Genomic DNA, 20,506 nt, shown 5'->3' with positions numbered 1-20,506 from the left:
TTCTTCTCAAATCAGGGGGGACGGTACGAAACCGGCAAGCCCGGCATCGATCCTTCGGGCCAGCGCGATCAACGCGGCCTCGCTGTTTTCGGGGCCGACCAGTTGCACCGCCACAGGGAGGCCGTTGGCATCGAGGCCGGCGGGGATGCTAACCGCCGGCAACCCAGCGATATTGGCGAACGCCGTGAATGCAGACTGGGTCGCCGGTGGGCGGGTGCTATGCATGAAGGCCGCCTGCGGGGCCGTCGGCATCAACAAGACACCGTCCCTGCCCACTGCGTCACGTACCGCACATCGGGTGCGGGCTATGACAGCTTGGGCGCGTGCGACATCGGCTTCGGTTCGACCATCGGCATAATCGAGCATGAATCGAAGTTCGTCCGACAGCTTGCCCTCGGCATCGTGGCGCGCATTGCCCAGATGGTCGGTTAGTTCGCGCGCTGCGATGACAAAACCGGCGAAGCGCACGTCTCCGGCGTCGTCCGGTATCGCCAATGTTGTCTTCGGCATGCCCGCCAGAAGCGCGAGCGCGCGTTCATAAGCGACAAATACAGCAGGTTCACAATCAAGATCATCGAAACTGTCGAGCACGACGACACGCACCGGTGCGAGGACCTGTTCCATTGGGTCGCAAAGCACCGCAAGCAGTGCGTCAAGATCGTCGAGCGAGCGTGCGATCGGGCCGATGCTATCCAGCCATTCACTGAGAGGTACAAGCCCGACGTCCGGGATCGCGCCATGCGTCGGCTTGATACCGTAAACACCGTTATAGGCCGCCGGGATACGGACGGAGCCCAACGTATCGGTGCCCAGTGAGGCGACGCAAAGCCCCGCCGCGACCGCTGCTCCGCTGCCGCCCGATGAGCCACCGGGCGTGTAGCCTTCGCGGTGCGGATTGATCGTGCGGCCGAACCAGACATTGTCGGTCGTCGCACCCAGCGCTGCCTCGTGCATGTTGAGCGTGCCGAGGATGATTGCACCCACCGCGCGCAGCCGCTTTACCGCCTCCGCATCTTCGGTTGCGGTGATGCCGCGCCGTGCTTCCATGCCCGCATTCCAGTCGAGCCCTCTGACAGCAATGTTCGCCTTTACCGCCACGGGCACACCTTCGAGCGGACGAGCGGTGCCAGTGGCAAAGCGCGCGCCGCTTTCCTCCGCCGCTGCGCGCGCAGCGGCGCGATCGATCTCGATATAGGAACGGATCGCGGGATCATGGGCGTCGATCCGCGCAAGATAATGATCGACGACCGCAGCGGGTGTGGTTTCGCCCGCCGCGTAGGCCGCACGCAGCCCAGCTATGTCGAGCTGGTGCAGTTCGATCACAGCTTGCGCCCGTCGATCAGCCGGATCGGCTTCTGGCGCACATCGATCTGCGTCGCAGCCGCGGTTTCGCCGACGCCGACCAGCGTTACCGAAACCTCGACGCCCAGCCCCTGACGCAGCAACGCGGAAAGCTGCGCGTGATCGGTGCCGCCACGGCTTTCCAGGGTGACGCACATATCATCGCGGCCCGCCGCATCGCGCGACAGGTGACAGACATATTCGCCAGTCAGGTCCGCGCGGTTCTCGATCAGCGCGCCGATCGCATGCGGGAACACGTTGATGCCGCGCAGCTTGACCATATTGTCGCTGCGGCCCTTGAAGCCAGCGATCCGCTTGAACACCATGCCCGTCTGGTTGGCGCCGGTCAGTTCATGCGTGATGTCGTGCGTGTTGAAGCGAATGCAGGGAGCGATATCGTCCTTGAAGAGGCAGGTGACGACCATATCCCCGGTCTCGCCAGTGCCCACCTTGGCGCCGGTATCGACGTCCAGCAGTTCGAGAAATTGCGCGTCCTCCCAGACATAGAGGCCGTCACGCTCCGGCCCCTCGCCCGCGATCGAACCGGTGTCGCCCACGCCATACCAGTCATAGGCCTTGGCCCCGCCCCACGCCTTTTCGACGCTGGCGCGATCCTCGGTGCCGAGATGGCCGCAGATCATCTTGATGTTGATCCGGTCCAGCAGCCCCTCGGCCTCGGCGGTCTCGGCGAGCTTACGGATATAATCGATGAAGCCGACCAGCACCGAGACGTTGAAGTCCGCCATCAGGCCGACCTGATTGACCGAACGCGTCTCGATCCCCGTGCCCGCCGACAGGAAGATCGAGTTGGTGAAGTGGGTCACGGCCTCGCGGATATAGTGGCCGCCATTGATCATGCCATGGCCATAGACTGACTGGACGACGTCCGACGGGCTTACGCCCTGCCAGCGATACATGCGCCCGACGAGGAGGTTGGTGATCTCGCGCCCCTTGGGACCGAAGAGCAGTGCCTGCGGGCGACCGGTGGTGCCCGACGTCGTATGGAAGATGGTCGGCGCCCGATCCGGCCCACCCAGTCCGCCGAAATCGCCATAGGGCGGATGATCGGCAATCGAGGCCATCAGATCTGTCTTGTCGTAGACGGGGAGTTTCGTGATGTCCTCCAGCGCGCGAATGTCGCCCGCCTCGATGCCCTTGGCGCCCCAGAGCCGCTGGTAGAAGGGGATCTCCCAGCCGCGCTTCATCAGCTTCAGGAAGCGCTCGTTCTGGAGCCCGTGGAGTTCGTCCCTGCTCATCGCGGTGTAGCGCGCGGTGAACGCATCCCCGACCGGATAGTCCTGGAGCATCTGCCTGGCGTCGAAGGCTTCGAAATAGGTCGGGAAAGTCATGCTGGCTCCGGACGTGTGAAATAGGAAAGCGGATCGGAAAACAGGCGCGGATCGGGCTCGCTTGCGGCGAGTTCACACGCCAGGTCGCGCTTGGTCCTCGTCTGCGCGGGGCTCATCGCAGCCTGCGGGTGCCCCAGCGTGTTGGGAATAGCGCGCTCAACGACCGAACCGTCCGTGCGCGTCACCACCAGTCGCTGTGGCGACAGCGCGTTGGGATCGGGATTGCCGTCGAGCGAGATCGAAAGCTTCGCCGCCAGTGCCCCGATCGCGGCATCAGCAAAGGTGGCGGACGTGAAGCGCCGGGGATCGATACGCCGGTCGGTCAGCATCAGCGCGACGAGCAGCGGCAGGCACAGGCGCGCATAAGCAGGCGTCATGTCGGGCCTGAGTAGACGCCCCACCAGCCGCTCAATCAGCGGCGGGACGAATGCCTCGACCTTCGCAACCGATGCGGCGTCGATCGTCCCCTCGCGCAGCAGCGTGTCCAGCGTCGCCAGCACGCCATGACTGGCGCGGCCCGAGGGGAAGGGCTTGATGCTCACCTCGCCAATCCGCCACACGCGGCCGAGCGTCTCAGCATAAGCGGCAGGATCGCCCTGATCGAACAGCCGAAAATAGCCGAACGGCCCTTCCAGCGCATCATGCGGGCCGGTCAGCCCGGCTTTCACAAGATCGACGGCTGCGATCGCTGCCCGAGCCGCGCCGGCGATCTGCAAAGGGAGAGCGATAGAGCCCTCGACATGCGCCTGCATCGTGCCCGCGCATTGCGAATAAGCGAGGCCGAGGACGTCCTCGAGATTCTCGACGCCGTCGATCCGCGCCACAGCGAGCGCCGAGCCGATGCAGCCCGCGGTCGCGGGGCGGAAGAAGCTGAGCGGCGTCGTTGCGGAAATGCCGAGCCCGCTGGCGATGTCGACGCCTACGGCAAGTCCGACCAGCGCCGTTTCCGGATCACAGCCGCCACGCCGGTCGATCGCCGCCATGACGGATGCGGTGACGGTGGAAAGCGCATGCACGACCGCGGGTTCGTGGACCGCATCCCATTCGAGGCAATGGATCTGGAAGGCGTTGACGAACGCCGCACCCACTGCCGGCAACCGGACGCCGCGCGCGATCACGCGGGCGTCACTCCCCTGCCCCCAGCCGCTCGCTGCTGCCAGCACGCCATCAGCGCCCGGGGCAGTCGATCCCGCCGCTCCGGTTGCAAGCGTGTCGCCGAGGAGGTGGATCGCCGCATCCCGCACTTCGGTTGGGAGCCGGTGTTCCGCGCGCGCAAAATCAAGAATGCGGCGTGTCGCGGTCACAGCCAGCCCTCCAGTATCCGGTTGATGTCGGACACTCGCTCGCCTTCGAGCACCGTCTCTATCGCACTCTCCGCTTCGGAGACCCCGATGCCGCCCCAAGCCATGAGCGCCCGTGCCTTCTCAATCACGCCCTCCTCAGATAAAGGCCGCTCGGGATCGCCGCGTGTATCGACGATCGAAACCGTGCCCTTCCCGGTCGAAACGGAGGCGCCGAAATGCGCCGGGTAGGCAGCCGTGAATTCCGGCCCCTCCACGACACGCACAAGTGCGCGTGCCCAAGCAAGCGCCGCGATCGCGTCGGGCTCGAAATCAGCAAGCTGCGGCACGCCGCGCTTCATCACGATCGCGACGGCATGCTGCAGAGAGAATTTGGCGTCGATCACGGTCTTCGGATCAGGCCGATCGCAGAAGACGAGGGCATCCCGATAGGTCGACACCGTCACCGGCCCGCCCAGCGCACCCTTCGCCTTCAGTTCCAGTGCGGCATCGATGACGGGATGAGCATGGCGACAGGCGCCCCAGGGTTTGAAGCTGACTTCGCCGATCCGCCAGCCATCAGGTAGTTCGAGCGGCTTTGGCGCCTCACAGGTCGCAGCGAACAGCCCTTGCGGTCCTTCGAGGATGAAGCGCGGGCCGGTGATGCCAGCCACCGCCTGCCGAGCAGCCTCGCTGCCCGTCCGCATCGCATGTGCCAGATGCCATTGCTTGGCCATGACTGGCTCATGCCGCATCTGCCAGAAGCCGCCCGTCACCGAGCCTGCTAGCCCGAGCGCGGAAACAAGCTGGGCTTCGCTTGCGCCCAGCCTGAAGCCGGCCGCAGCAGCAGCGCCAAACCCGCCCGCCGTCGCGGTATTGTGCCAGACGGCGTAATGCCGGCCATCGAGCATCGCGCCAATGGCGATCATCGCCTCATAGCCACGAACGGCAGCGTCAAGCGCGTCGTCCAGCACGTCCGCCCCGGCTGCCAGTACCGTCGGCCAGACCACCGGGCCGGGATGCAGGATCGCGGTGCGATGGACGTCGTCCATCTCGAGCACGTTGCCCAGCCACGCAGCCTTGTATGGCGCCGGATCGGCGCTAAACCCCGCCTCGATTCGAGCGATTTCCGAGCGTCTTGCGCCGGCGACGCAGCCCAGCCAGTCCAGCAGGTGCAGCCGCGATCTTGTCCGGACAATATTTTGTATCGGGCGCTGCAGATGCTTTGCAAGCTGTTCGATTAGGCTATGATTGTCGACGCTCACAGGAAGAATTCCGAAGCGCAACGACTTGATAGGGGAGCGTGCTTTTGTCGGCTACAGTTGAAAAGGCCACGGGAAATGGGAGCAAGAAGCCGCGCTACCAGGAACTTGCCGAAGATTTGCGCGCGGGAATATTGCGCGGAGACTATCCCGATCCCGCTCATTTCCCGACCGAAAGTGTGTTGTGTTCGCGCTATGGCGTCAGCCGCTTCACCGTTCGCGAGGCGTTGCGCTCGCTCCAGACCGAAGGCCTGATTCAGCGCAAGCGCGGGTCCGGCACCGTGATCCAGCCCGCCTCGGCGCGCGGCGGCGCGCTGCACCAACCGCTGTCGAACGTCGGCGAAATCCTTCAATATGCGCGCGACACCAAATATCTCTTCACCGCGCAGGGCACCACCTTGCTGCCCAAGAAACTCGCCGCGCACATCGCCGAGCCGGTGGGTGGGCGCTGGTATCATTTTCGCGGCCTCCGTACCCGGCAGGGCGCCGCCGAACCGATCGCCCTCACCGACGCTTACATCCACCCCGATCTCGGGGATGTAGCGCGCGAGATCCGGCCGAACGAGGACACGATCTTCCGTCAACTCGAACGTCTTTCGGGCGTCAAGATCGCCCGCGTGACGCAGGACATCCAGGCGGTGCCGGCAAGCGGCCCTGTTGCGGCCGAGTTGGGCGTTCCGCGCCGCAGCCCGTGTTTGCGGATCATGCGCTGCTATCTCGACGCCACCGGGCGCATCCTCGAGATTTCGGCGAGCCACCATCCCGGCGACCGCTTCGCCTACACCATGCATATCGAGGTCGACGCCTGACGGATCAGCCATCGGCGCCGAGCTCCGGCGCCGCATCGGGCTGCCATGCCACGTCGCCTGCAAAGCGGATCGGTGGCGCGATATGGTGCGCGCCGCCCGCCTCGACCACGAGCCCCCGCTCCGCGACATGTGGTGCGACCATCGCTTCACGAAAATCAAGGACTGGCGAGAAGGCAACGTCCTTGTCGGCGAACCATTCCACCCATTCATCGCGCGTACGCGCGGCAAAGGTTTCGCGGAGAAAAGCGACCAGCGGCGCCTGCCCTTCGCCGGGCGCCTCGCTGCCCAGCGCAATCAGATCAGGCCGTCCGAGCGCATTGAGCAGGTTCGCGACAAACTTCAGTTCGCGACCGCCGAGCACGACGTGTCGACCATCAGCGGTCTCGTAAACATTGTAGAAGCCGGCCCCGCCCAACGACCGCTGGGTGGCCGATCGCGGCGGCTCGCCACCAGCGATCGATGCTCCTGCAATATGCGCGCACCAGGGCAGGAGGGAATCGAACATGGCGACGTCGACATAGTCGCCCTTCCCGCTCTGCGCGCGACCGATCAGGGCCATCAGCACCGCCGACAAGGCGGTCAACCCGGCCGCCATATCGGCGGAAGGCGCGCCGGGCACCACCGGCATTCCATCACCCCCGTCATTGACGGAGAGGAAGCCCGCCATCGCCTGTACCGCAATGTCATGCGCGGCGTGGTGCGCGAGTTTCCCGGTCTGGCCGAAGGCCGAGATCGAGCAATAGATGATGCCGGGATTGCGCGCCGCGACCGCCTCATAGCCGAAGCCAAGCCTGGCAGTGACGCCGGGGCGAAAGCCCTCGACGAACACGTCGGCATCGTCGATCAGCTTCCACAGCGCCTCACGCCCCGCGTCGCTCTTGAGATCGAGCACAACGCTTTTCTTGCCCCGGTTGAGATTGCGGAACCAGATCGACTGGCCCGCCTCGAACGGTGCCTGATCGCGCGTGGGATCCCCCGCGGCCGGCTCGATCTTGATCACCTCGGCGCCCTGATCGGCCATCATCACCGACAGCATCGGCCCCGGCAGGAACTGCGACAGATCTACGACCTTGATACCGGAAAGCTTTCCCATCGGATCAGACGACACCCTTTTCCTTGAATGCGGCAATCTCGCTCGCGTCGAAGCCGGCTTCGGCCAACACCGCATCGCTATCCGCGCCGAGCAGCGGCGCCGCCCGATTGGGCAACCGCTCGCCGTCGAGCCGGATCGGATTGGCGAGGACGCGCATAGCATCGCGATCGGGATGCGAGACCGTGTCGATCATGCCCGTTGCCTGCAGATACGGATTGTCGAGCGCCTGATCGAGGCCATAGACCGGCGAGACGGGCATATGGCCGGCCAACAGCTCCACCCAGTATGCCACAGGCTTCTGGCTGAAAATGCCATCCAGAATTCCGGTCAGCGTATCGCGATTGGTCAACCGGTCGGCGGGCGTTGCGAAACGCGGGTCCGTCGCCAGTTCCGGATGGCCGATGCGCGTGACGAGGACGTCCCAGAACTTGGGAAGCTGTGCCATCACGAACACCCAGCCATCGGCCGCGCGGAACATCTGGCTCGGCGTCACCGAAGGATGCGCCGAACGCGGCACGCGCGCCGTGACGTCGCCCTCGTTGAGATACCAGACCGCGGGATAGCTGGTCTGATGCACAGCGGCCGAAAGCAGGTCGACATCGACGTCGCGCCCGATGCCCGAACGCTGCGCATCAACGAGCGCGCCGAGCAACCCGATCGCCATGATCGTGCCAGTCATGAAGTCGACGAGCGACAGCCCCGCGCGCGTCGGCGGCGCATCGGGTTCACCAGTCATCGCCAGCCAGCCCGCCTCGGCCTGCATCAGATAATCATAGCCCGGCCAGCGTGCCCGCTCATTGTCGCGGCCGTAAGCCGACAGGTGCGCGCACACGATTGCGGGATTCGCATGCTTCAACTGCGCATAGGTCAGCCCGATCTTGTCCGGCAGATCGCCGCGAAGATTGTTGACCATTGCATGGCTCGACGCCGCCAGCCGGTGGAGGATTTCCTTGCCCTCAGGCGTGTTGAGATCCAGCGTCAGCGACCGCTTGTTGAGGTTGAAGCTCTGGAAGTAGAGGCTCTCGCCCTTGCGCAGATAATGCGGCCCCACCGCCCGTGCAGTGTCGCCTGCCTTGGGCGGTTCGATCTTGATGACCTCCGCGCCCATCTGGGCGAGGAACATGGTGCCGTACGGGCCAGCGCCATATTGCTCCGCAGACAGGATCCGGAAACCGGCCAGTGGAAGTCTGGCCGTCACAACGGGTTCCTCTTCAGCCACTGCTTGGCGATGATCATCCGCTGCATCTCGTTGGTGCCCTCGCCGATGCACATCAGCAGGGCATCCCGATAGTAGCGCTCGATCTCATATTCCTTGGAATAGCTGTATCCGCCGAAGATGCGCATCGCCTCCTCCGAATTGCGAACCGCGGATTCGGAGGCGAAGAATTTCGCCATGCCCGCTTCCATGTCGCAGCGTTCGCCGCGATCATAGGCCTGCGCCGCCTGCTCAACCAGCAAGCGTGAGGCTTCGGCGCGCGTCACCATCTCACCCAGCTTCAACTGGATCGCCTGATGCTGTGCGATCGGCTTGCCCATCGTCTTGCGAAGTTGCGCATATTCGGTCGCGAGCCGCAGCGATCCTTCGGCGAGGCCCACGCCGCGGGCCGCCACGTTGATGCGGCCCAGTTCAAGCCCGCCGGTCGCCTGGAAGAAGCCATCACCTTCGACGCCACCGATCAGGTTTTCGGCCGGAATGCGATAATTGTCGAAAATCAGCTCGGCGCTGTCGATGCCCTTGTAGCCGAGCTTGTCGAACTTCTTCCCGACGGTGAAGCCCTCGCCCTTGGGCGCAATGAAGAAGCTCATGCCCTTGTAGCGCGGCTCGGCCTTGGGATCGGTCTTCACTAGCAGGGCAAAGCAGCTTCCCTTGATGCCGTTGGAGATCCAGGTCTTGGTACCGTTGATGACATAGTCATCGCCATCGCGCACCGCGGTGGTACGAATGCCCTGCAGATCGGTGCCCGCGTCGGGTTCGGTCAGCGCGAGCCCGCCGCGAATTTCGCCACTGGCGAATTTGGGCAGCCAGGTCTGCTTCTGCGCTTCGGTGCCGAAGCGCTCGACCGCGGCGGCCATGATCAGGTGTGAATTGACGATACCGGTGATCGCCATCCAGTAGGACGACACGCGGGTGATGATCTTGGCATAGGTCGTGGCCGGCAGCCCGAGGCCGCCATATTCCTGGCCGATCGTGGCGCCGAACAGCCCCATTTCCTTCATCTGCTCGACGAGCTCGGCAGGCCAGATGTCGTTATGGTCGTGGTGCATGACGACGGGGCGCACGTCGCGCTCGATCCAGCGATCGATCGAATCGAGCAGCGCGGCTTCGTCGTCGGGGGCGATGTGCCTTTGGACGTGTTCGGACATGTCTTTTCTGTTCCTCAATCGTCCGTCGGGCCGCAGCCGCGCTTCCACACGAGCACGGACCGCTTGTAATGACTCACGATCGTGCCATCCTGGTTCTTGCCGACGGTCTTGAACGTCACGATCCCCTGATCGGGCCGGCTTTTGCTCTCGCGCTTTTCGAGCACTTCGCTCTCGGCATAAAGCGTGTCGCCTACGAACAACGGATGGGTCATCCGCACTTCGTCCCAGCCCAGATTGGCGATCGCCTTGCCACTGGTGTCCGACACGCTCATCCCAGTCATCAGCGCGATCGTCAGCGGGCTGACCACGAGCGGCTTTCCGAACTCCGTCTTCTTCGAGAATTCATAATCGAAGTGCGCCGGATGCGTGTTCATCGTCAGCAGCGTGAACCACACATTGTCGGCATCGGTGATCGTGCGGCCGGGACGATGCTCATAGATGTGCCCCACCACGAAATCCTCGAAGTAGCGTCCCTGCACCTCGCGGAAACGTCCGGGAGCGACCTCAATCACTCCGTCACGCATCGTGCTTGCTCCGCATTGCCAATATCCTTTGATAGCGCCGCATGATCGGTGCTTCGAGCATGCGGCCGTTGAACCGAACCGCGGCGCCACCGGCCGCGTCGAAAACTTTTTGCGCCTCTTCAGCCTCGACGATCTCTTCCGCGGAGGGGCGGAACAGCGCGTTGATCGCGTCCACCTGAGCGGGGTGGATCGCCGCCTTCCCCGTGAACCCCAGCGCTTTGGCCGCTGCGGCTTCGACATGAAGCCCCTCTGCGTCGTCGAGCGCAATGAAAGGCACGTCGATCGCCGGAATGCCTGCGCCGGCGCACGCCATCACGAAGGCACTGCGCGCCGCCAGCAAGGGCTCCCAGGCGAGCGCCACACCGAGTTCGGCCGCAAAGTCGCCACCGCCAAACATCATCGCGACAACGCCGGGCGCGGTCGCAATCTCGTGCGCTACGCGGAGCCCCTTCACGGTCTCGATCAGCGGCACGATGCCGGGCACACGATCGCCCAGCACCGACACGATGATCGCGATCTGCGCCGGGCTTTCGACCATCGGAACGAACAGCAGTGCGGGCAACACCGCGGCGTCGGCGAGCGCCAGGATATCTTCGAGGCCGGCACGCGTGGCGACACCGTTGATCCTCAGGATCAGCCGGCGATCGCCCTCGCCAATCGCCGCGATCGCCGCTGCCCGCGCCCCGGCCTTGCCCGATTCGGGAACCGAATCTTCCAGATCGATGCACACCGCCGCAGCGTCGCTCGACAGCGCTTTTCCATAACGTTCCGGCTTCGAGCCAGGCACGAACAGCATCGATGAAAGGCCGAAGGCCGCGTTCACGAAGAACCTCCCCTGTTGACGGTCTAAAGAATTTGTCCGGACAACTTATAAGTCAAGCGCAAAAGCGCTGATCCGTACTTTTCCGTCAGAAAGGCTTCACCGCACCAAGGTAGGAGGTGACAATCAGCAGGGCGTAAACGATGAAAACCCACACGCGGGTGCGGTCCATGGTCCTGCGAAGTGGCACCTCGGTCTCGTCACTCGACCCCTCCTTGAGCAGGCGACCGAGTTGTGGGCCGACAGGCTTGAAGGCCACGTCGATCATGATCGCGGCGACGAAGATCAGGCCGAACAGCAGCGCTTTGGCGGCCAGCCACTTACCTGCAAGCGGCGCCCCGGTGACGAGCGAAACCGCGCCGAGCCCGAGATATCCGACGGTGATCACATTCTTGAGCCAGAACTCGATTCGCCGGTTGCGCGCCGCGCGGGGCGTCATGTCGTGAAAATGCGCATCCCAGACAAGCCAGAGCCAGGCCAGCCCGACGATCCACGCACCCACGAGTACGGCACCCGGCACGGCCCAGAAACCGCCCAGACTCACCACGGAAAGCGACACCGGCACCATCAGCGCCCATGCGGTCCGCGGCGTCATGTCGATCAGCACAAGCAGCTTCAGGAGCACGATTCGCTGGTCAAGCGTATAGAGCTGGCGCTTGCGGAAATGCTGACCGGCCAGGAACACGCCGACGTCCCCGCCCAGCCACATCACGAACAGAAACAGGTGGATATAGACGAGGCTCGGATAGGCCAGATCGCTCAGTGTCATCGCAAATTTCTCCTCCGGCCCCAAGGCCGCTTGACACTGTGACAGTTACATGAAAATTTGTCCGGACAAATCACAAAAAAATGTCCGCAGGCAGAACTGCCAGAAATCCGGATCACGAGGGAGAATAAGATGAAGCGCCTTCTGCTTGTCGCGACGACCGCGCTGTCGGCGAGCCTTTCGATTGCACCACTCAACGCACAGACCACCGACTCCGCAGCGCCAGCCACGAGCGCGGAAGAAACAAGCGGTGGCATCGAGGACATCGTCGTTACCGCGCAGCGTCGCAGCGAAAGCTTGCAGAACGTTCCGATCGCCGTGTCGGCTTTCACGGCCGATCAGCTTCGCAATCAGGGCGTGTCCAATACGCTGGAACTGGGGCGCTTCGTTCCCAACCTGGTGTCGATGAACAACACCGGCATCGGCACCGCCAACGCTTTCTATCTGCGGGGTCTCGGCAATACCGAAACGATCCCGACCTTCGACCCGCCGGTCGGCACCTATGTCGACGACATCTATTTGAGCCGCCAGAACGCCAACAATATCAACCTGTTCGACGTCGAGCGCGTCGAGGTGCTGCGCGGCCCGCAGGGCACGCTGTTTGGCCGCAACACCACTGGCGGCGCCGTCAACGTGATCCTCAAGGAACCAGGCAACGAATTCGGCGGCTTCGCCGAGCTCGGCTATGGTCGCTTCGACAAGAAGGTGGCGCGCGGATCGGTCGATATTCCGCTGGCAGACACCTTTGCGATCAAGGTCAGCGGCTATTGGCAGAATGACGATGGCTATGTGAAGAACGTGACCACCGGCCAACGCCTCAACGACGACGACGGCTGGGGCGCCCGCCTTGGCATTCGCGGCGAACTGAGCCCGTCGATCCGCTGGAACGGCTCCTACGCGCACATCATCGCCAACGGCGAAAACATCCTGAACTTCCAGTGCAATCCGGCCGATCCGACGGACTGCAAGGGCCGGTTCGCCACGACGGGCATTCCTTCCGGCAAAAGCTCGGAAGACTCGCCCTTCTCGACACTCCCGATCACGGGCCGCAAGAAGAACTTCCTCCTCGGCAACTACACCACCACCGATCTGGTGACGTCGAACTTCGAATTCGACGTGGCGGACCACACCACGGTCAGCCTCATCACCGGCTATGTCAGCCAGGACCAGACATATGCGCTGGACTTCTATGACGGCCGCAGCGGCCCCTCGCTCGCCAACCCGATCCCGCCGGTTCGTGGTTACGAACGTGGCGGCTTCGCTATCCTGACGGACGGCCAGCATGAGCAGTTCAGCCAGGAAGTGAAGGTCAACGGCCGCCTTGCCGACGGCCTGATCGACTATGTCGCGGGTGCGTTCTACCTCGTCGAGAACAACCGCACCGATTTCGCCGACACCTTCACGCTGTCGCCCACGACCACGCTCGTGCTCGCAGACCGTCTGCTCCGCAACAAGACCGAGGCGCTGGCCGGCTATGCGCAGGTCGACGTCAACGTCACCGAGCAGCTCAAGCTCACGGCGGGCATTCGCTATACGGACGAAACCAAGACGCTGGACGTCCATGACAACCGCGCGAGCTGCAACGACGGCACGCTGGAAGCCACCTGCCTCGACACCTCCAACCTTGTCGGCCCTTCGGGTCTTGCGGTGCCGGACAAGCTGAAGGCCAAATTGTGGACACCGCGTTTCGCCGTCAACTACAAGGTTACGGACGACGTCCTGCTCTTCACCTCGGCAACGCGTGGCTTCAAGTCGGGTGGCTGGAACGCGCGCGCGACGGCGGCCAATGCCTTCCTGCCGTTCGGCCCGGAAAAGGTGTGGAGCTATGAGGCGGGCATCAAGTCGGATTGGTTCGACAATCGCGTCCGTGCCAACCTGACCTTCTTCTACGCCGATGTCAGCGATCTGCAGACGCCGTCGGCGCTGGTCAATCCGAACGGCTCCGCCACCTTCATCACTCGCAACTTTGCCGATTTCACCAACAAGGGTATCGAAGCCGAGTTGACGGTCGTGCCCGTCGATGGCCTCCACCTCTATGTCAACGCGGGCTACCAGGACGCCAAGTACAAGATCGATCGCGATGCGCCCGATTTCGACGAATATGGCATCCAGTCGGTCGCCGCGCAGCAGCGAGCCTGCCAGGCACTGCTCGCGGCCGGGAACATCCCCGGCGGCACCGGCACCACCGCGGCCTGCGGCGCCGGCATCGTGACGCCCGAGGGCGAGATCGCCGATCCCACGCGTACGCCGAACTGGACCGTGGCCTTCGGCGGCAGCTACGAGCTTGAGCTGGGCAGCAGCGGCATGTCGCTTGTTCCCTCGATCAATGCGAGCTACCGCAGCAGCCAGGAAACCAACGCTGCCAACTACACGATCTATTCGGGCGGCATTACCGGCACCAACGGCACTTACCCCTCCAACCCCTATGATGGTGACATCATCACAGGTTCTTTCTCGCCGGCCGCCTGGTTCGTCAACGCCAATCTGGCGCTGAACGGCGCGGACAAGAAGTGGCAGTTCTCGGTGTCCTGCACCAATTGCTTCAACGAGACCGCCGCCAACACCTCGCTCGTGAACACCCGTTACATCGACCCGCCGATGACCTGGATGGCGCGCGCGCGATACAACTTCTAGTAACCTCACTGCCCGGGATTGCGCCATCGCGCTCTCCCGGGCGGCACCTTGGAGAGCTTCCGAGATGTCGCGTCAAGACAGTGTAGTACAAGGAAATTTCTCCACGATGGCAACCGCGGCGGGCGCGCGCTCTGAATTCAAGCTAGGCGCGAAGCCGCTCGCAGCGGCCTTAGTCGGGGTGGCCTGCGGGGCCTCCCCCCTTCCCTTCAATGTCCTGCCCCTCGTCATGGGGCCGATCAGCACCGAATTCGGCTGGGACTTTGCCGAGGTCAGCGCGGGCGTCACCGTGTTCGGTATCATCGCCGCACTGATGGCGCCGCTTTATGGTGGCCTTTCGGATCGTTTCGGCGTCCGCCCGGTCGTGCTGTGGTCGCTCTTCCTGTTCGGGGCCGTATTCGGCTCCTTCTATTTCCTCCCCGCGTCGAAGACCGGCTATCTCCTTTTCTGGGCGGCGCTCGGCGCGATCGGCATCGGCTCGACCCCGGTCACCTGGAGCCGTGCGATCAGCCTGTGGTTCAACAAGCATCGCGGCCTCGCGCTCGGCATCATGCTGCTCGGCACCAGCCTTGCGGCGATGGTAGTGCCGCAGATCGCCCAAAAGGCGATCAGCGCGGGCGGCTGGCGCATGGCCTTTCCGATCGTGGCGCTGCTGCCGCTGATTGTCGCCATCCCTATCGCCTTCATCTGGTTTCGCGAACCCCGGCCCGAGGAGTGCCCGGAGGGCGTGGCCGATGCGAGTGGCGCCATCTTCGGCGTTTCGCTGAAAGAGGCTGTCGGCGGTTATCGCTTCTGGGTGCTGCTTGCCTCAATCCTCCTGACCGCCTTCGCTTATGGCGGTGCCCACATCCACATCGCCCAGATCGTCGGCCTGCACGGCTTCAAGCCCGAGGTTGCGGCGAGCGTTCTCGGCGTCGTCGCGATCGGCATCCTTACCGGCCGGCTGCTCGTCGGTTTTCTGTTCGATCGCTTCTGGGCCCCTGGCGTCGCCTTTCCCGCACTGCTGTTGCCCGCCATCGCCTGCTGGCTTCTGATGGGGACCGAGGCCACGCTGAGCCACGTCATCATCGGCGGCTTCCTCCTCGGCTTCGCGGCGGGAACCGAATCCGACGTCATCGCCTATCTCGCCGCCAAATATTTCGGCATGGCACATTATGGCCGCATCTATGGCGTGCTCTACATGCCCTTTGCGATGGGTTCGGCCATCTCGCCGATCGTCTACGGCATGGTCCGCGATCGCACCGGCAGCTATGATCTGATCCTGGGTGTCGCGATGGGCATGTTCGCGGCTGGCGGTGCGCTGCTGCTGGCGCTGGGCCGCTATCCCGATCCCAAGACCCTTCCTTCAGGAAATTGACATGGCAACGCTGGCCCCCACCAACGACACCGCGCTTTCCGCGATCATCGCCGGGGTCGGCGCCGAGGCACTGATCACCGACGCGGCCGAGCTTCGCTATTATTCGCAGGACGTTTTCAGCAGCGGTCCGACCGTCCTTGCGGTCTTCCGCCCGACGGACAAAGAGATGCTGGCACGCGGCATCGCGGCCGCGACTGCGGCAGGCGTCGCGATCGTCCCGCGCGGCGGCGGCATGAGCTACACCAGCGGCTATCTTGCTCCCGAAGCCGGCGCGCTGTTGATCGATACCGGCTCGATGAACCGCATCCTCGACATCAACGAAGAGGATATGACGGTCACCGTCGAATCCGGCTGCACGTGGGACAAGCTCCAGCGCACCTTGAAACCAAAGGGGCTGCGCGCGCTCGCCTGGGGCACGCTTTCGGGCATCAACGCCACGGTCGGCGGCGGCATGAGCCAGAATGGTGTGTTCTGGGGCGCATCGGGCGGCACCGTGGTTGATGCGGCGCTGAGCTTCGAGGTCGTGCTGGCAGATGGCAGCATCGTTTCGACCGGCAGCAATTTCTTCCGCCCGTTCGGTCCCGACATCACAGGCTTGTTCGCCGCCGATTGCGGCGCGCTGGGCGTCAAGGCGACGATCACGTTGAAGCTCGTCCGCGAAGGCACGGCTTTTGCCTGTGGCTCCTTCTCCTTCCCTGACGCCGCAGCATTCTTTGGCGCGATGAGCGAGATCGCGCGCGAGGGCCTGGCGTCCGAGAGCTTCGGCTTCGATCCCTATCTCCAGTCGCAGCGGATGAAGCGCGACAGCCTGACCAAGGACGCCAAGTCACTCGTCAACATGATGAAGGCGCAAGGGTCGGTGCTGAAGGCACTGAAGGAGGGCGCTAAGGTAGTCGTCGCCGGCCGTTCCTTCCTCGATGACGTTCCCTTCTCGCTCCACCTGATCGCCGAGGGCCGCTACCAGAGTGCCGTCGATGCTGACATGAAGGCGATCGAGGCGATCGCCGTGAAGCATGGCGGCAAAGCGATCGAGAACACGATCCCCAAGATCCTGCGCGCAAACCCGTTTCCGCCCGTCAACTCGATGGTCGGTCCCGAAGGCGAACGCTGGGTTCCGGTCCATGGATTCCTGCCCCACAGCCGGCTCGTCGAGGGTTGGAACCGGGTGCAGGCGCTGTTCGACGCGAACAGGGCCGAAATGGAGGCGCATAGCGTCGCCGCCGGCGCTATGCTCGCCGCCGTCAGCCGCTCGACCTGCCTGATCGAGCCCGTCTTCTTCTGGCCCGATGCGCTTGAGGACATTCATTGCCGCTCGCTGGAGGCGGATCATCTCGCCAAGCTCAACCGCTTCCCGCCCAATGCGGCATCGCGCGCGTTGGTCGATCGCCTGCGGGCCGAAATCGTCCGCATCTTCCGCGATCTGGAAGCGACGCACCTGCAGGTTGCGCGCACATACCCGCTTCAGGAAGCTAGCGATCCCCGGGCCTGGGCGTTGCTCCGAGCTGTAAAGCAGGCCGTCGATCCAAAGGGGCTGATGAACCCCGGCAGCCTCGGGCTCTGACGCGATGGCCGCGATCAAGCCTTACGCCGCGCTGGCGCTCCAGATCGCCGCACGCTCGGTCGAACGCCTGCCCGATCGTGCGGCGGCGAACGCGCAGATGCTGGCGATGATCGAGGAGATCGGCGTGAAGCTCCGCGCATCCTCGATCTTCATCCAGCAATATGGCGGCAGTCCCGTGCGTCTGGCGGTGCTGCCCGAATATTTCCTGACGAGCTATCCGGGGCGCATCTCGATCCCCGATTTCGCCGAAAAGGCAGCGCTCGACATCGACGGCCCCGAATATGAAGCGCTCGGCAAGATCGCGGCTGCGCAGAGCCTGTTTCTTGCGGGCAATGCCTATGAGCGCGACCCGCATTTCCCGGGCATCTATTTCCAGACGAGCTTCGTGGTCGCTCCCTCGTCCGAGGTTGTACTGCGCTATCGCCGCCTCAATTCGATGTTCGCCCCCACGCCACACGATGTCTGGTCGAAGTATCTCGATATCTACGGTCTCGACGGCGTCTTTCCCGTGGCGAAGACGGATATCGGCAACCTTGCCGCGATCGCATCCGAGGAAATCCTCTATCCCGAGATCGCGCGCGCACATGCGCTGCGCGGCGCCGAGATCTTCGTCCATTCCTCATCCGAAATCGGCTCGCCGCTAGCCACGCCCAAGCAGATCGCCAAGCGTGCGCGGGCGTTCGAAAACATCGCCTATGTCGTCTCCGCCAACACCGCGGGGATCGAAGGGACCGCTATGCCGGCCGCCTCGGCGGATGGGAACTCCATCATCATCGATTACAAGGGCAATCCGCTCGCGGAATCGAGCCCGGGCGAAACCTTCACCGCCTTTGCCGATCTCGATCTGAATGCGCTTCGGGCACAGCGCCGGAAGCCCGGCATGACCAATTTCCTCGCCCGCCAGCGGCTCGAGCTTTTCGCACCGGTCTATGGCGGCGAAGCGCCCCAGCCGGCCAACAGCCTGATCGCCGACGGGGTGGTCAAGGTTCCCGATCGTGACCATTTCCTGCGGGTGCAGGAACAGGTGATCGAACGTCTTTCGAAGGAGGGACTGATATGAAACAGGATGTGCCCCCGCCCTATACCGCCGTCGCGCGCCACGCCGTCTTCCCGACGCCCACGCATGACGAGGCCGCGCGCTACAACTTCCTGACCGCCTTCAACAAATATCTGTCCAGCTCGATCGGCGCGGGCAACAAGATCGCCTATGACACGCGGGTTCTCCCTGCCTTCCAGGCCGAGCATGGCCGCGATCCGCAGGACCGTTTCGAGATCCGCGACGCGATGAACCAGGATCCCTGGCATCGCTACTGGTCCGCGCTCAAGCGCAACTCGATGGAGATGCGCCAACAGAATGGCCGCTCGATCACGCTGCGCCAGATCGACGAGCTTTCGGCGAAGGTGCGTCAGTTCAACGAGGGCCGCGACACGCTCCAGCTCGATCCGGACCTGCCGCTGCCGCATTATATGGACGCCGTCGATATCCACTGCATGCCCGGCAGCTATCATGGCGAGGAACGCCCCGGCGACATGTCCGCGGGTGCCAATTATGACAGCGGCCTTTTCGCCACCACCGGCGGCGGCCTGGGTGCGCTGTCGGACGGCGGCGGCCAGGCGCTGGTCGAATGGATCCGCAAGGAGCGTCCCGACTGGAAGCCGCGGCGTATTCTCGATCTCGGCTGCACCGTCGGCCACAATATCGTGCCGCTCGCGCTTGCCTTCCCCAATGCGGAGGTGATCGCGATCGACACGGCCGCGGCGGTGCTGCGCTACGCGCATGCCCGCGCGCAATCGCTGGGTGCGAAGAACATCACCTTCATCCAGATGAACGCCGAGGATATGAGCCGTTTTGCCGACGGCCATTTCGACTGGGTGCAGACGACGATGTACCTGCATGAACTGTCGGGCAAGGCGCTGCCGAAGATCATTCGCGAAAGCGAACGCGTCCTCGCGCCCGGCGGCCTCATGTTCCACCTCGAACAGCCACAATATAGCGATGACATGCCGCTCTACGAGCAGTTCATCCGCGACTGGGACGCCTTCAACAATAACGAGCCCTACTGGTCGGCGATGCACGCGCTCGATCTGAAGCAGGTGATGGAGGAAGCCGGTCTTCCCCGCGACAGGCAGTTCACCGCCCGCGTGCTGGCCGTCGTCGACCGCACGATCTTTCCGTCAGCCGCCGAGGGCGCGGAAGAAGACCATGGCCGCGCGGCTGCCTGGAATGCCTATGGAGCATGGAAACCCGAAGCATGAGTGACGAAAGCATAGACCCGATCGCCCGCGCCGGCACGCGGGCCAAGGGCAAACGCCCGAACACGCTCCACGATTTCAATGCCGAACGGACGCTTTCGATCGTGATGGCGCTCGCCGCCGAGGTCTCCGTGGTGAAGGAACGCCTCGACACCGTCGAACGCCTGCTGGACGCCAAGGGCACGATCAGCCGCGCCGACATCGACGCCTGGCAGCCAACGGGCGAGGCAGCCTATGAGCGCGCGGCGATGACCAAGGAATATGTCGCGCGGATCATGCGCGGCGTTCAGCAGGAAATGGAGGCCATGCAGGCCGCGCCCGAGCGCCCCATGTCCGAACTCAGCATCGAATTGAGGGATAGTTGATGCAGCATCGCACGGTCAGCGGACGCATCCGCTACACCTCCAAGAAGCCCGAGATGCTCGATCAGGAGCGCGGGCGCGAATGGTTCAGCTTCACGCATCATGGCGACGGCAGCACGATCTTCCGCGCGCGCTGCGAGATCGAAGAGCCCTCGCCCAGCGTGCTGCGTGACATCGTCTACGTGCTCGACAGCAAGGGTCGTCCGCAGGATCTCCACGTCCATCTGACTGTGGGCGATGCCTATATGGGTTCGGGCTGGCTGCACCACACGCCCGGCGACAATGGCGGGCTCATCGAGTGCGAAAGCTTCGGTCCCACGATCGGCCGCCTGTCGCAGAAGATGCCCTATACCGGCACCATCGACGGCTTCGGCACCCATCCGATCGCCGGTGATGGCTTCACAACACGTTGCATGGACCTCTCCAAAGGCCCGCACCGGCGCAAGATCCGGGTCTTCCTCCCCTCCCCCGATCATCGCGGCGCCACGCCGCCCATGATCGCCGAGGTCGAGATCGGCCTCGAATATGTCGGCGAAGATACCGTTACCGTCGCGGCAGGCACCTTCGACTGCCATCATTTCCGCTTCGTGGATGACGAAGGCCCGGGCATGGGCGGCACACCACACCCGCATTACGACATGTGGGTGACCGCGGACGTGGACTCTATCTTCGTCCAGGGCGGCGTCGGCGGCTATATGCAGACCTGGTACGAGCTGGTCGAGCTGGAGCGCTGA

General features: G+C 63.9%; 18 protein-coding genes. 8 read left to right on the top strand and 10 right to left on the bottom strand.

Annotated elements, in window-relative coordinates; all coding sequences use genetic code 11:
* Nucleotides 1-6 precede the first annotated feature (6 nt).
* The 4 genes from ACFB49_RS02990 to ACFB49_RS02975 are packed head-to-tail and all read right to left on the bottom strand — an operon-like array spanning nt 7 to nt 5,235.
* Nucleotides 7-1,323: an amidase gene (locus ACFB49_RS02990; RefSeq protein WP_380875752.1), complete on the bottom strand. Its 1,317-nt coding sequence runs from the start codon at nt 1,321-1,323 to the stop codon at nt 7-9.
* Nucleotides 1,320-2,690 carry a phenylacetate--CoA ligase family protein gene (locus ACFB49_RS02985; RefSeq protein ID WP_380875750.1) on the bottom strand — a complete coding sequence of 457 codons (1,371 nt, stop codon included), beginning with the start codon at nt 2,688-2,690 and terminating at the stop codon, nt 1,320-1,322. The genes ACFB49_RS02990 and ACFB49_RS02985 overlap by 4 nt, the downstream gene beginning before the upstream one ends.
* Nucleotides 2,687-3,994: an MmgE/PrpD family protein gene (locus tag ACFB49_RS02980; protein WP_380875747.1), complete on the bottom strand. Its 1,308-nt coding sequence runs from the start codon at nt 3,992-3,994 to the stop codon at nt 2,687-2,689. Before ACFB49_RS02980 ends, ACFB49_RS02985 begins: the two co-directional genes overlap by 4 nt.
* Nucleotides 3,991-5,235, bottom strand: a complete 1,245-nt coding sequence (locus tag ACFB49_RS02975; RefSeq protein WP_380875745.1) for an MmgE/PrpD family protein — start codon at nt 5,233-5,235, stop codon at nt 3,991-3,993. Before ACFB49_RS02975 ends, ACFB49_RS02980 begins: the two co-directional genes overlap by 4 nt.
* Before the next feature lie 38 nt (nt 5,236-5,273).
* Here ACFB49_RS02975 and ACFB49_RS02970 point away from each other — a divergent pair, with 38 nt between their 5' ends.
* The gene (locus ACFB49_RS02970; RefSeq protein WP_380875742.1) at nt 5,274-6,041 is read left to right on the top strand and encodes a GntR family transcriptional regulator; all 768 of its coding nucleotides are present in this window, start codon (nt 5,274-5,276) and stop codon (nt 6,039-6,041) included.
* Nucleotides 6,042-6,045: 4 nt separating this feature from the next.
* On the opposite strand, the gene ACFB49_RS02965 is transcribed toward ACFB49_RS02970, so the two are convergent.
* The 6 genes from ACFB49_RS02965 to ACFB49_RS02940 all read right to left on the bottom strand — a co-directional run bounded on the left by ACFB49_RS02965 (nt 6,046) and on the right by ACFB49_RS02940 (nt 11,611).
* On the bottom strand, nt 6,046-7,134 hold the full coding sequence (locus ACFB49_RS02965) for a CaiB/BaiF CoA transferase family protein (RefSeq protein ID WP_380875739.1): 1,089 nt from the start codon (nt 7,132-7,134) through the stop codon (nt 6,046-6,048).
* 4 nt (nt 7,135-7,138) lie between these two features.
* Nucleotides 7,139-8,332, bottom strand: a complete 1,194-nt coding sequence (locus tag ACFB49_RS02960) for a CaiB/BaiF CoA transferase family protein (RefSeq protein WP_380875737.1) — start codon at nt 8,330-8,332, stop codon at nt 7,139-7,141.
* Complete coding sequence (locus tag ACFB49_RS02955; protein ID WP_380875735.1) at nt 8,329-9,498, bottom strand: acyl-CoA dehydrogenase family protein; 1,170 nt, start codon at nt 9,496-9,498, stop codon at nt 8,329-8,331. Before ACFB49_RS02955 ends, ACFB49_RS02960 begins: the two co-directional genes overlap by 4 nt.
* A 14-nt stretch (nt 9,499-9,512) precedes the next feature.
* A complete protein-coding gene (locus ACFB49_RS02950) occupies nt 9,513-10,022 on the bottom strand; it encodes a MaoC family dehydratase (protein ID WP_380875732.1) in 510 nt (169 codons plus the stop codon).
* Nucleotides 10,015-10,845, bottom strand: a complete 831-nt coding sequence (locus ACFB49_RS02945) for an HpcH/HpaI aldolase/citrate lyase family protein (RefSeq protein WP_380875729.1) — start codon at nt 10,843-10,845, stop codon at nt 10,015-10,017. The genes ACFB49_RS02950 and ACFB49_RS02945 overlap by 8 nt, the downstream gene beginning before the upstream one ends.
* An 85-nt stretch (nt 10,846-10,930) precedes the next feature.
* Nucleotides 10,931-11,611, bottom strand: a complete 681-nt coding sequence (locus ACFB49_RS02940; RefSeq protein WP_380875727.1) for a hypothetical protein — start codon at nt 11,609-11,611, stop codon at nt 10,931-10,933.
* A 129-nt stretch (nt 11,612-11,740) separates the two neighbouring features.
* Here ACFB49_RS02940 and ACFB49_RS02935 point away from each other — a divergent pair, with 129 nt between their 5' ends.
* The 7 genes from ACFB49_RS02935 (at nt 11,741) to ACFB49_RS02905 (ending at nt 20,506) form a co-directional block, all read left to right on the top strand.
* A complete protein-coding gene (locus ACFB49_RS02935) occupies nt 11,741-14,242 on the top strand; it encodes a TonB-dependent receptor (RefSeq protein WP_380875724.1) in 2,502 nt (833 codons plus the stop codon).
* 106 nt (nt 14,243-14,348) lie between these two features.
* Entirely contained in the window at nt 14,349-15,596 is a 1,248-nt protein-coding gene (locus ACFB49_RS02930; protein WP_380875722.1) for an MFS transporter, read from the top strand.
* A gap of 1 nt (nt 15,597) precedes the next feature.
* A complete protein-coding gene (locus tag ACFB49_RS02925; protein ID WP_380875720.1) occupies nt 15,598-17,157 on the top strand; it encodes an FAD-binding oxidoreductase in 1,560 nt (519 codons plus the stop codon).
* A gap of 4 nt (nt 17,158-17,161) precedes the next feature.
* Complete coding sequence (locus ACFB49_RS02920; RefSeq protein ID WP_380875718.1) at nt 17,162-18,217, top strand: nitrilase-related carbon-nitrogen hydrolase; 1,056 nt, start codon at nt 17,162-17,164, stop codon at nt 18,215-18,217.
* A complete protein-coding gene (locus tag ACFB49_RS02915; protein ID WP_380875716.1) occupies nt 18,214-19,413 on the top strand; it encodes a class I SAM-dependent methyltransferase in 1,200 nt (399 codons plus the stop codon). The genes ACFB49_RS02920 and ACFB49_RS02915 overlap by 4 nt, the downstream gene beginning before the upstream one ends.
* Entirely contained in the window at nt 19,410-19,775 is a 366-nt protein-coding gene (locus ACFB49_RS02910; protein ID WP_380875713.1) for a hypothetical protein, read from the top strand. Before ACFB49_RS02915 ends, ACFB49_RS02910 begins: the two co-directional genes overlap by 4 nt.
* Complete coding sequence (locus tag ACFB49_RS02905) at nt 19,775-20,506, top strand: hypothetical protein (RefSeq protein WP_380875710.1); 732 nt, start codon at nt 19,775-19,777, stop codon at nt 20,504-20,506. Before ACFB49_RS02910 ends, ACFB49_RS02905 begins: the two co-directional genes overlap by 1 nt.

The sequence above is a fragment of the Sphingomonas sp. DBB INV C78 genome, assembly GCF_042693015.1.
GTDB lineage: Bacteria > Pseudomonadota > Alphaproteobacteria > Sphingomonadales > Sphingomonadaceae > Sphingomonas_E.
Note: the sequence above shows the minus strand (reverse complement) of the source record. Positions and strands in the feature narration are given on the sequence as shown.

Coding starts and splice junctions, on each gene's coding strand:
- ACFB49_RS02950 (WP_380875732.1), bottom strand. CDS start 10,022: ATGCGTGACGGAGTGATTGAGGTCGCTCCCGGACGTTTCCGCGAGGTG.
- ACFB49_RS02955 (WP_380875735.1), bottom strand. CDS start 9,498: ATGTCCGAACACGTCCAAAGGCACATCGCCCCCGACGACGAAGCCGCG.
- ACFB49_RS02905 (WP_380875710.1), top strand. CDS start 19,775: ATGCAGCATCGCACGGTCAGCGGACGCATCCGCTACACCTCCAAGAAG.
- ACFB49_RS02920 (WP_380875718.1), top strand. CDS start 17,162: ATGGCCGCGATCAAGCCTTACGCCGCGCTGGCGCTCCAGATCGCCGCA.
- ACFB49_RS02915 (WP_380875716.1), top strand. CDS start 18,214: ATGAAACAGGATGTGCCCCCGCCCTATACCGCCGTCGCGCGCCACGCC.
- ACFB49_RS02935 (WP_380875724.1), top strand. CDS start 11,741: ATGAAGCGCCTTCTGCTTGTCGCGACGACCGCGCTGTCGGCGAGCCTT.
- ACFB49_RS02930 (WP_380875722.1), top strand. CDS start 14,349: ATGGCAACCGCGGCGGGCGCGCGCTCTGAATTCAAGCTAGGCGCGAAG.
- ACFB49_RS02910 (WP_380875713.1), top strand. CDS start 19,410: ATGAGTGACGAAAGCATAGACCCGATCGCCCGCGCCGGCACGCGGGCC.
- ACFB49_RS02965 (WP_380875739.1), bottom strand. CDS start 7,134: ATGGGAAAGCTTTCCGGTATCAAGGTCGTAGATCTGTCGCAGTTCCTG.
- ACFB49_RS02925 (WP_380875720.1), top strand. CDS start 15,598: ATGGCAACGCTGGCCCCCACCAACGACACCGCGCTTTCCGCGATCATC.
- ACFB49_RS02985 (WP_380875750.1), bottom strand. CDS start 2,690: ATGACTTTCCCGACCTATTTCGAAGCCTTCGACGCCAGGCAGATGCTC.
- ACFB49_RS02940 (WP_380875727.1), bottom strand. CDS start 11,611: ATGACACTGAGCGATCTGGCCTATCCGAGCCTCGTCTATATCCACCTG.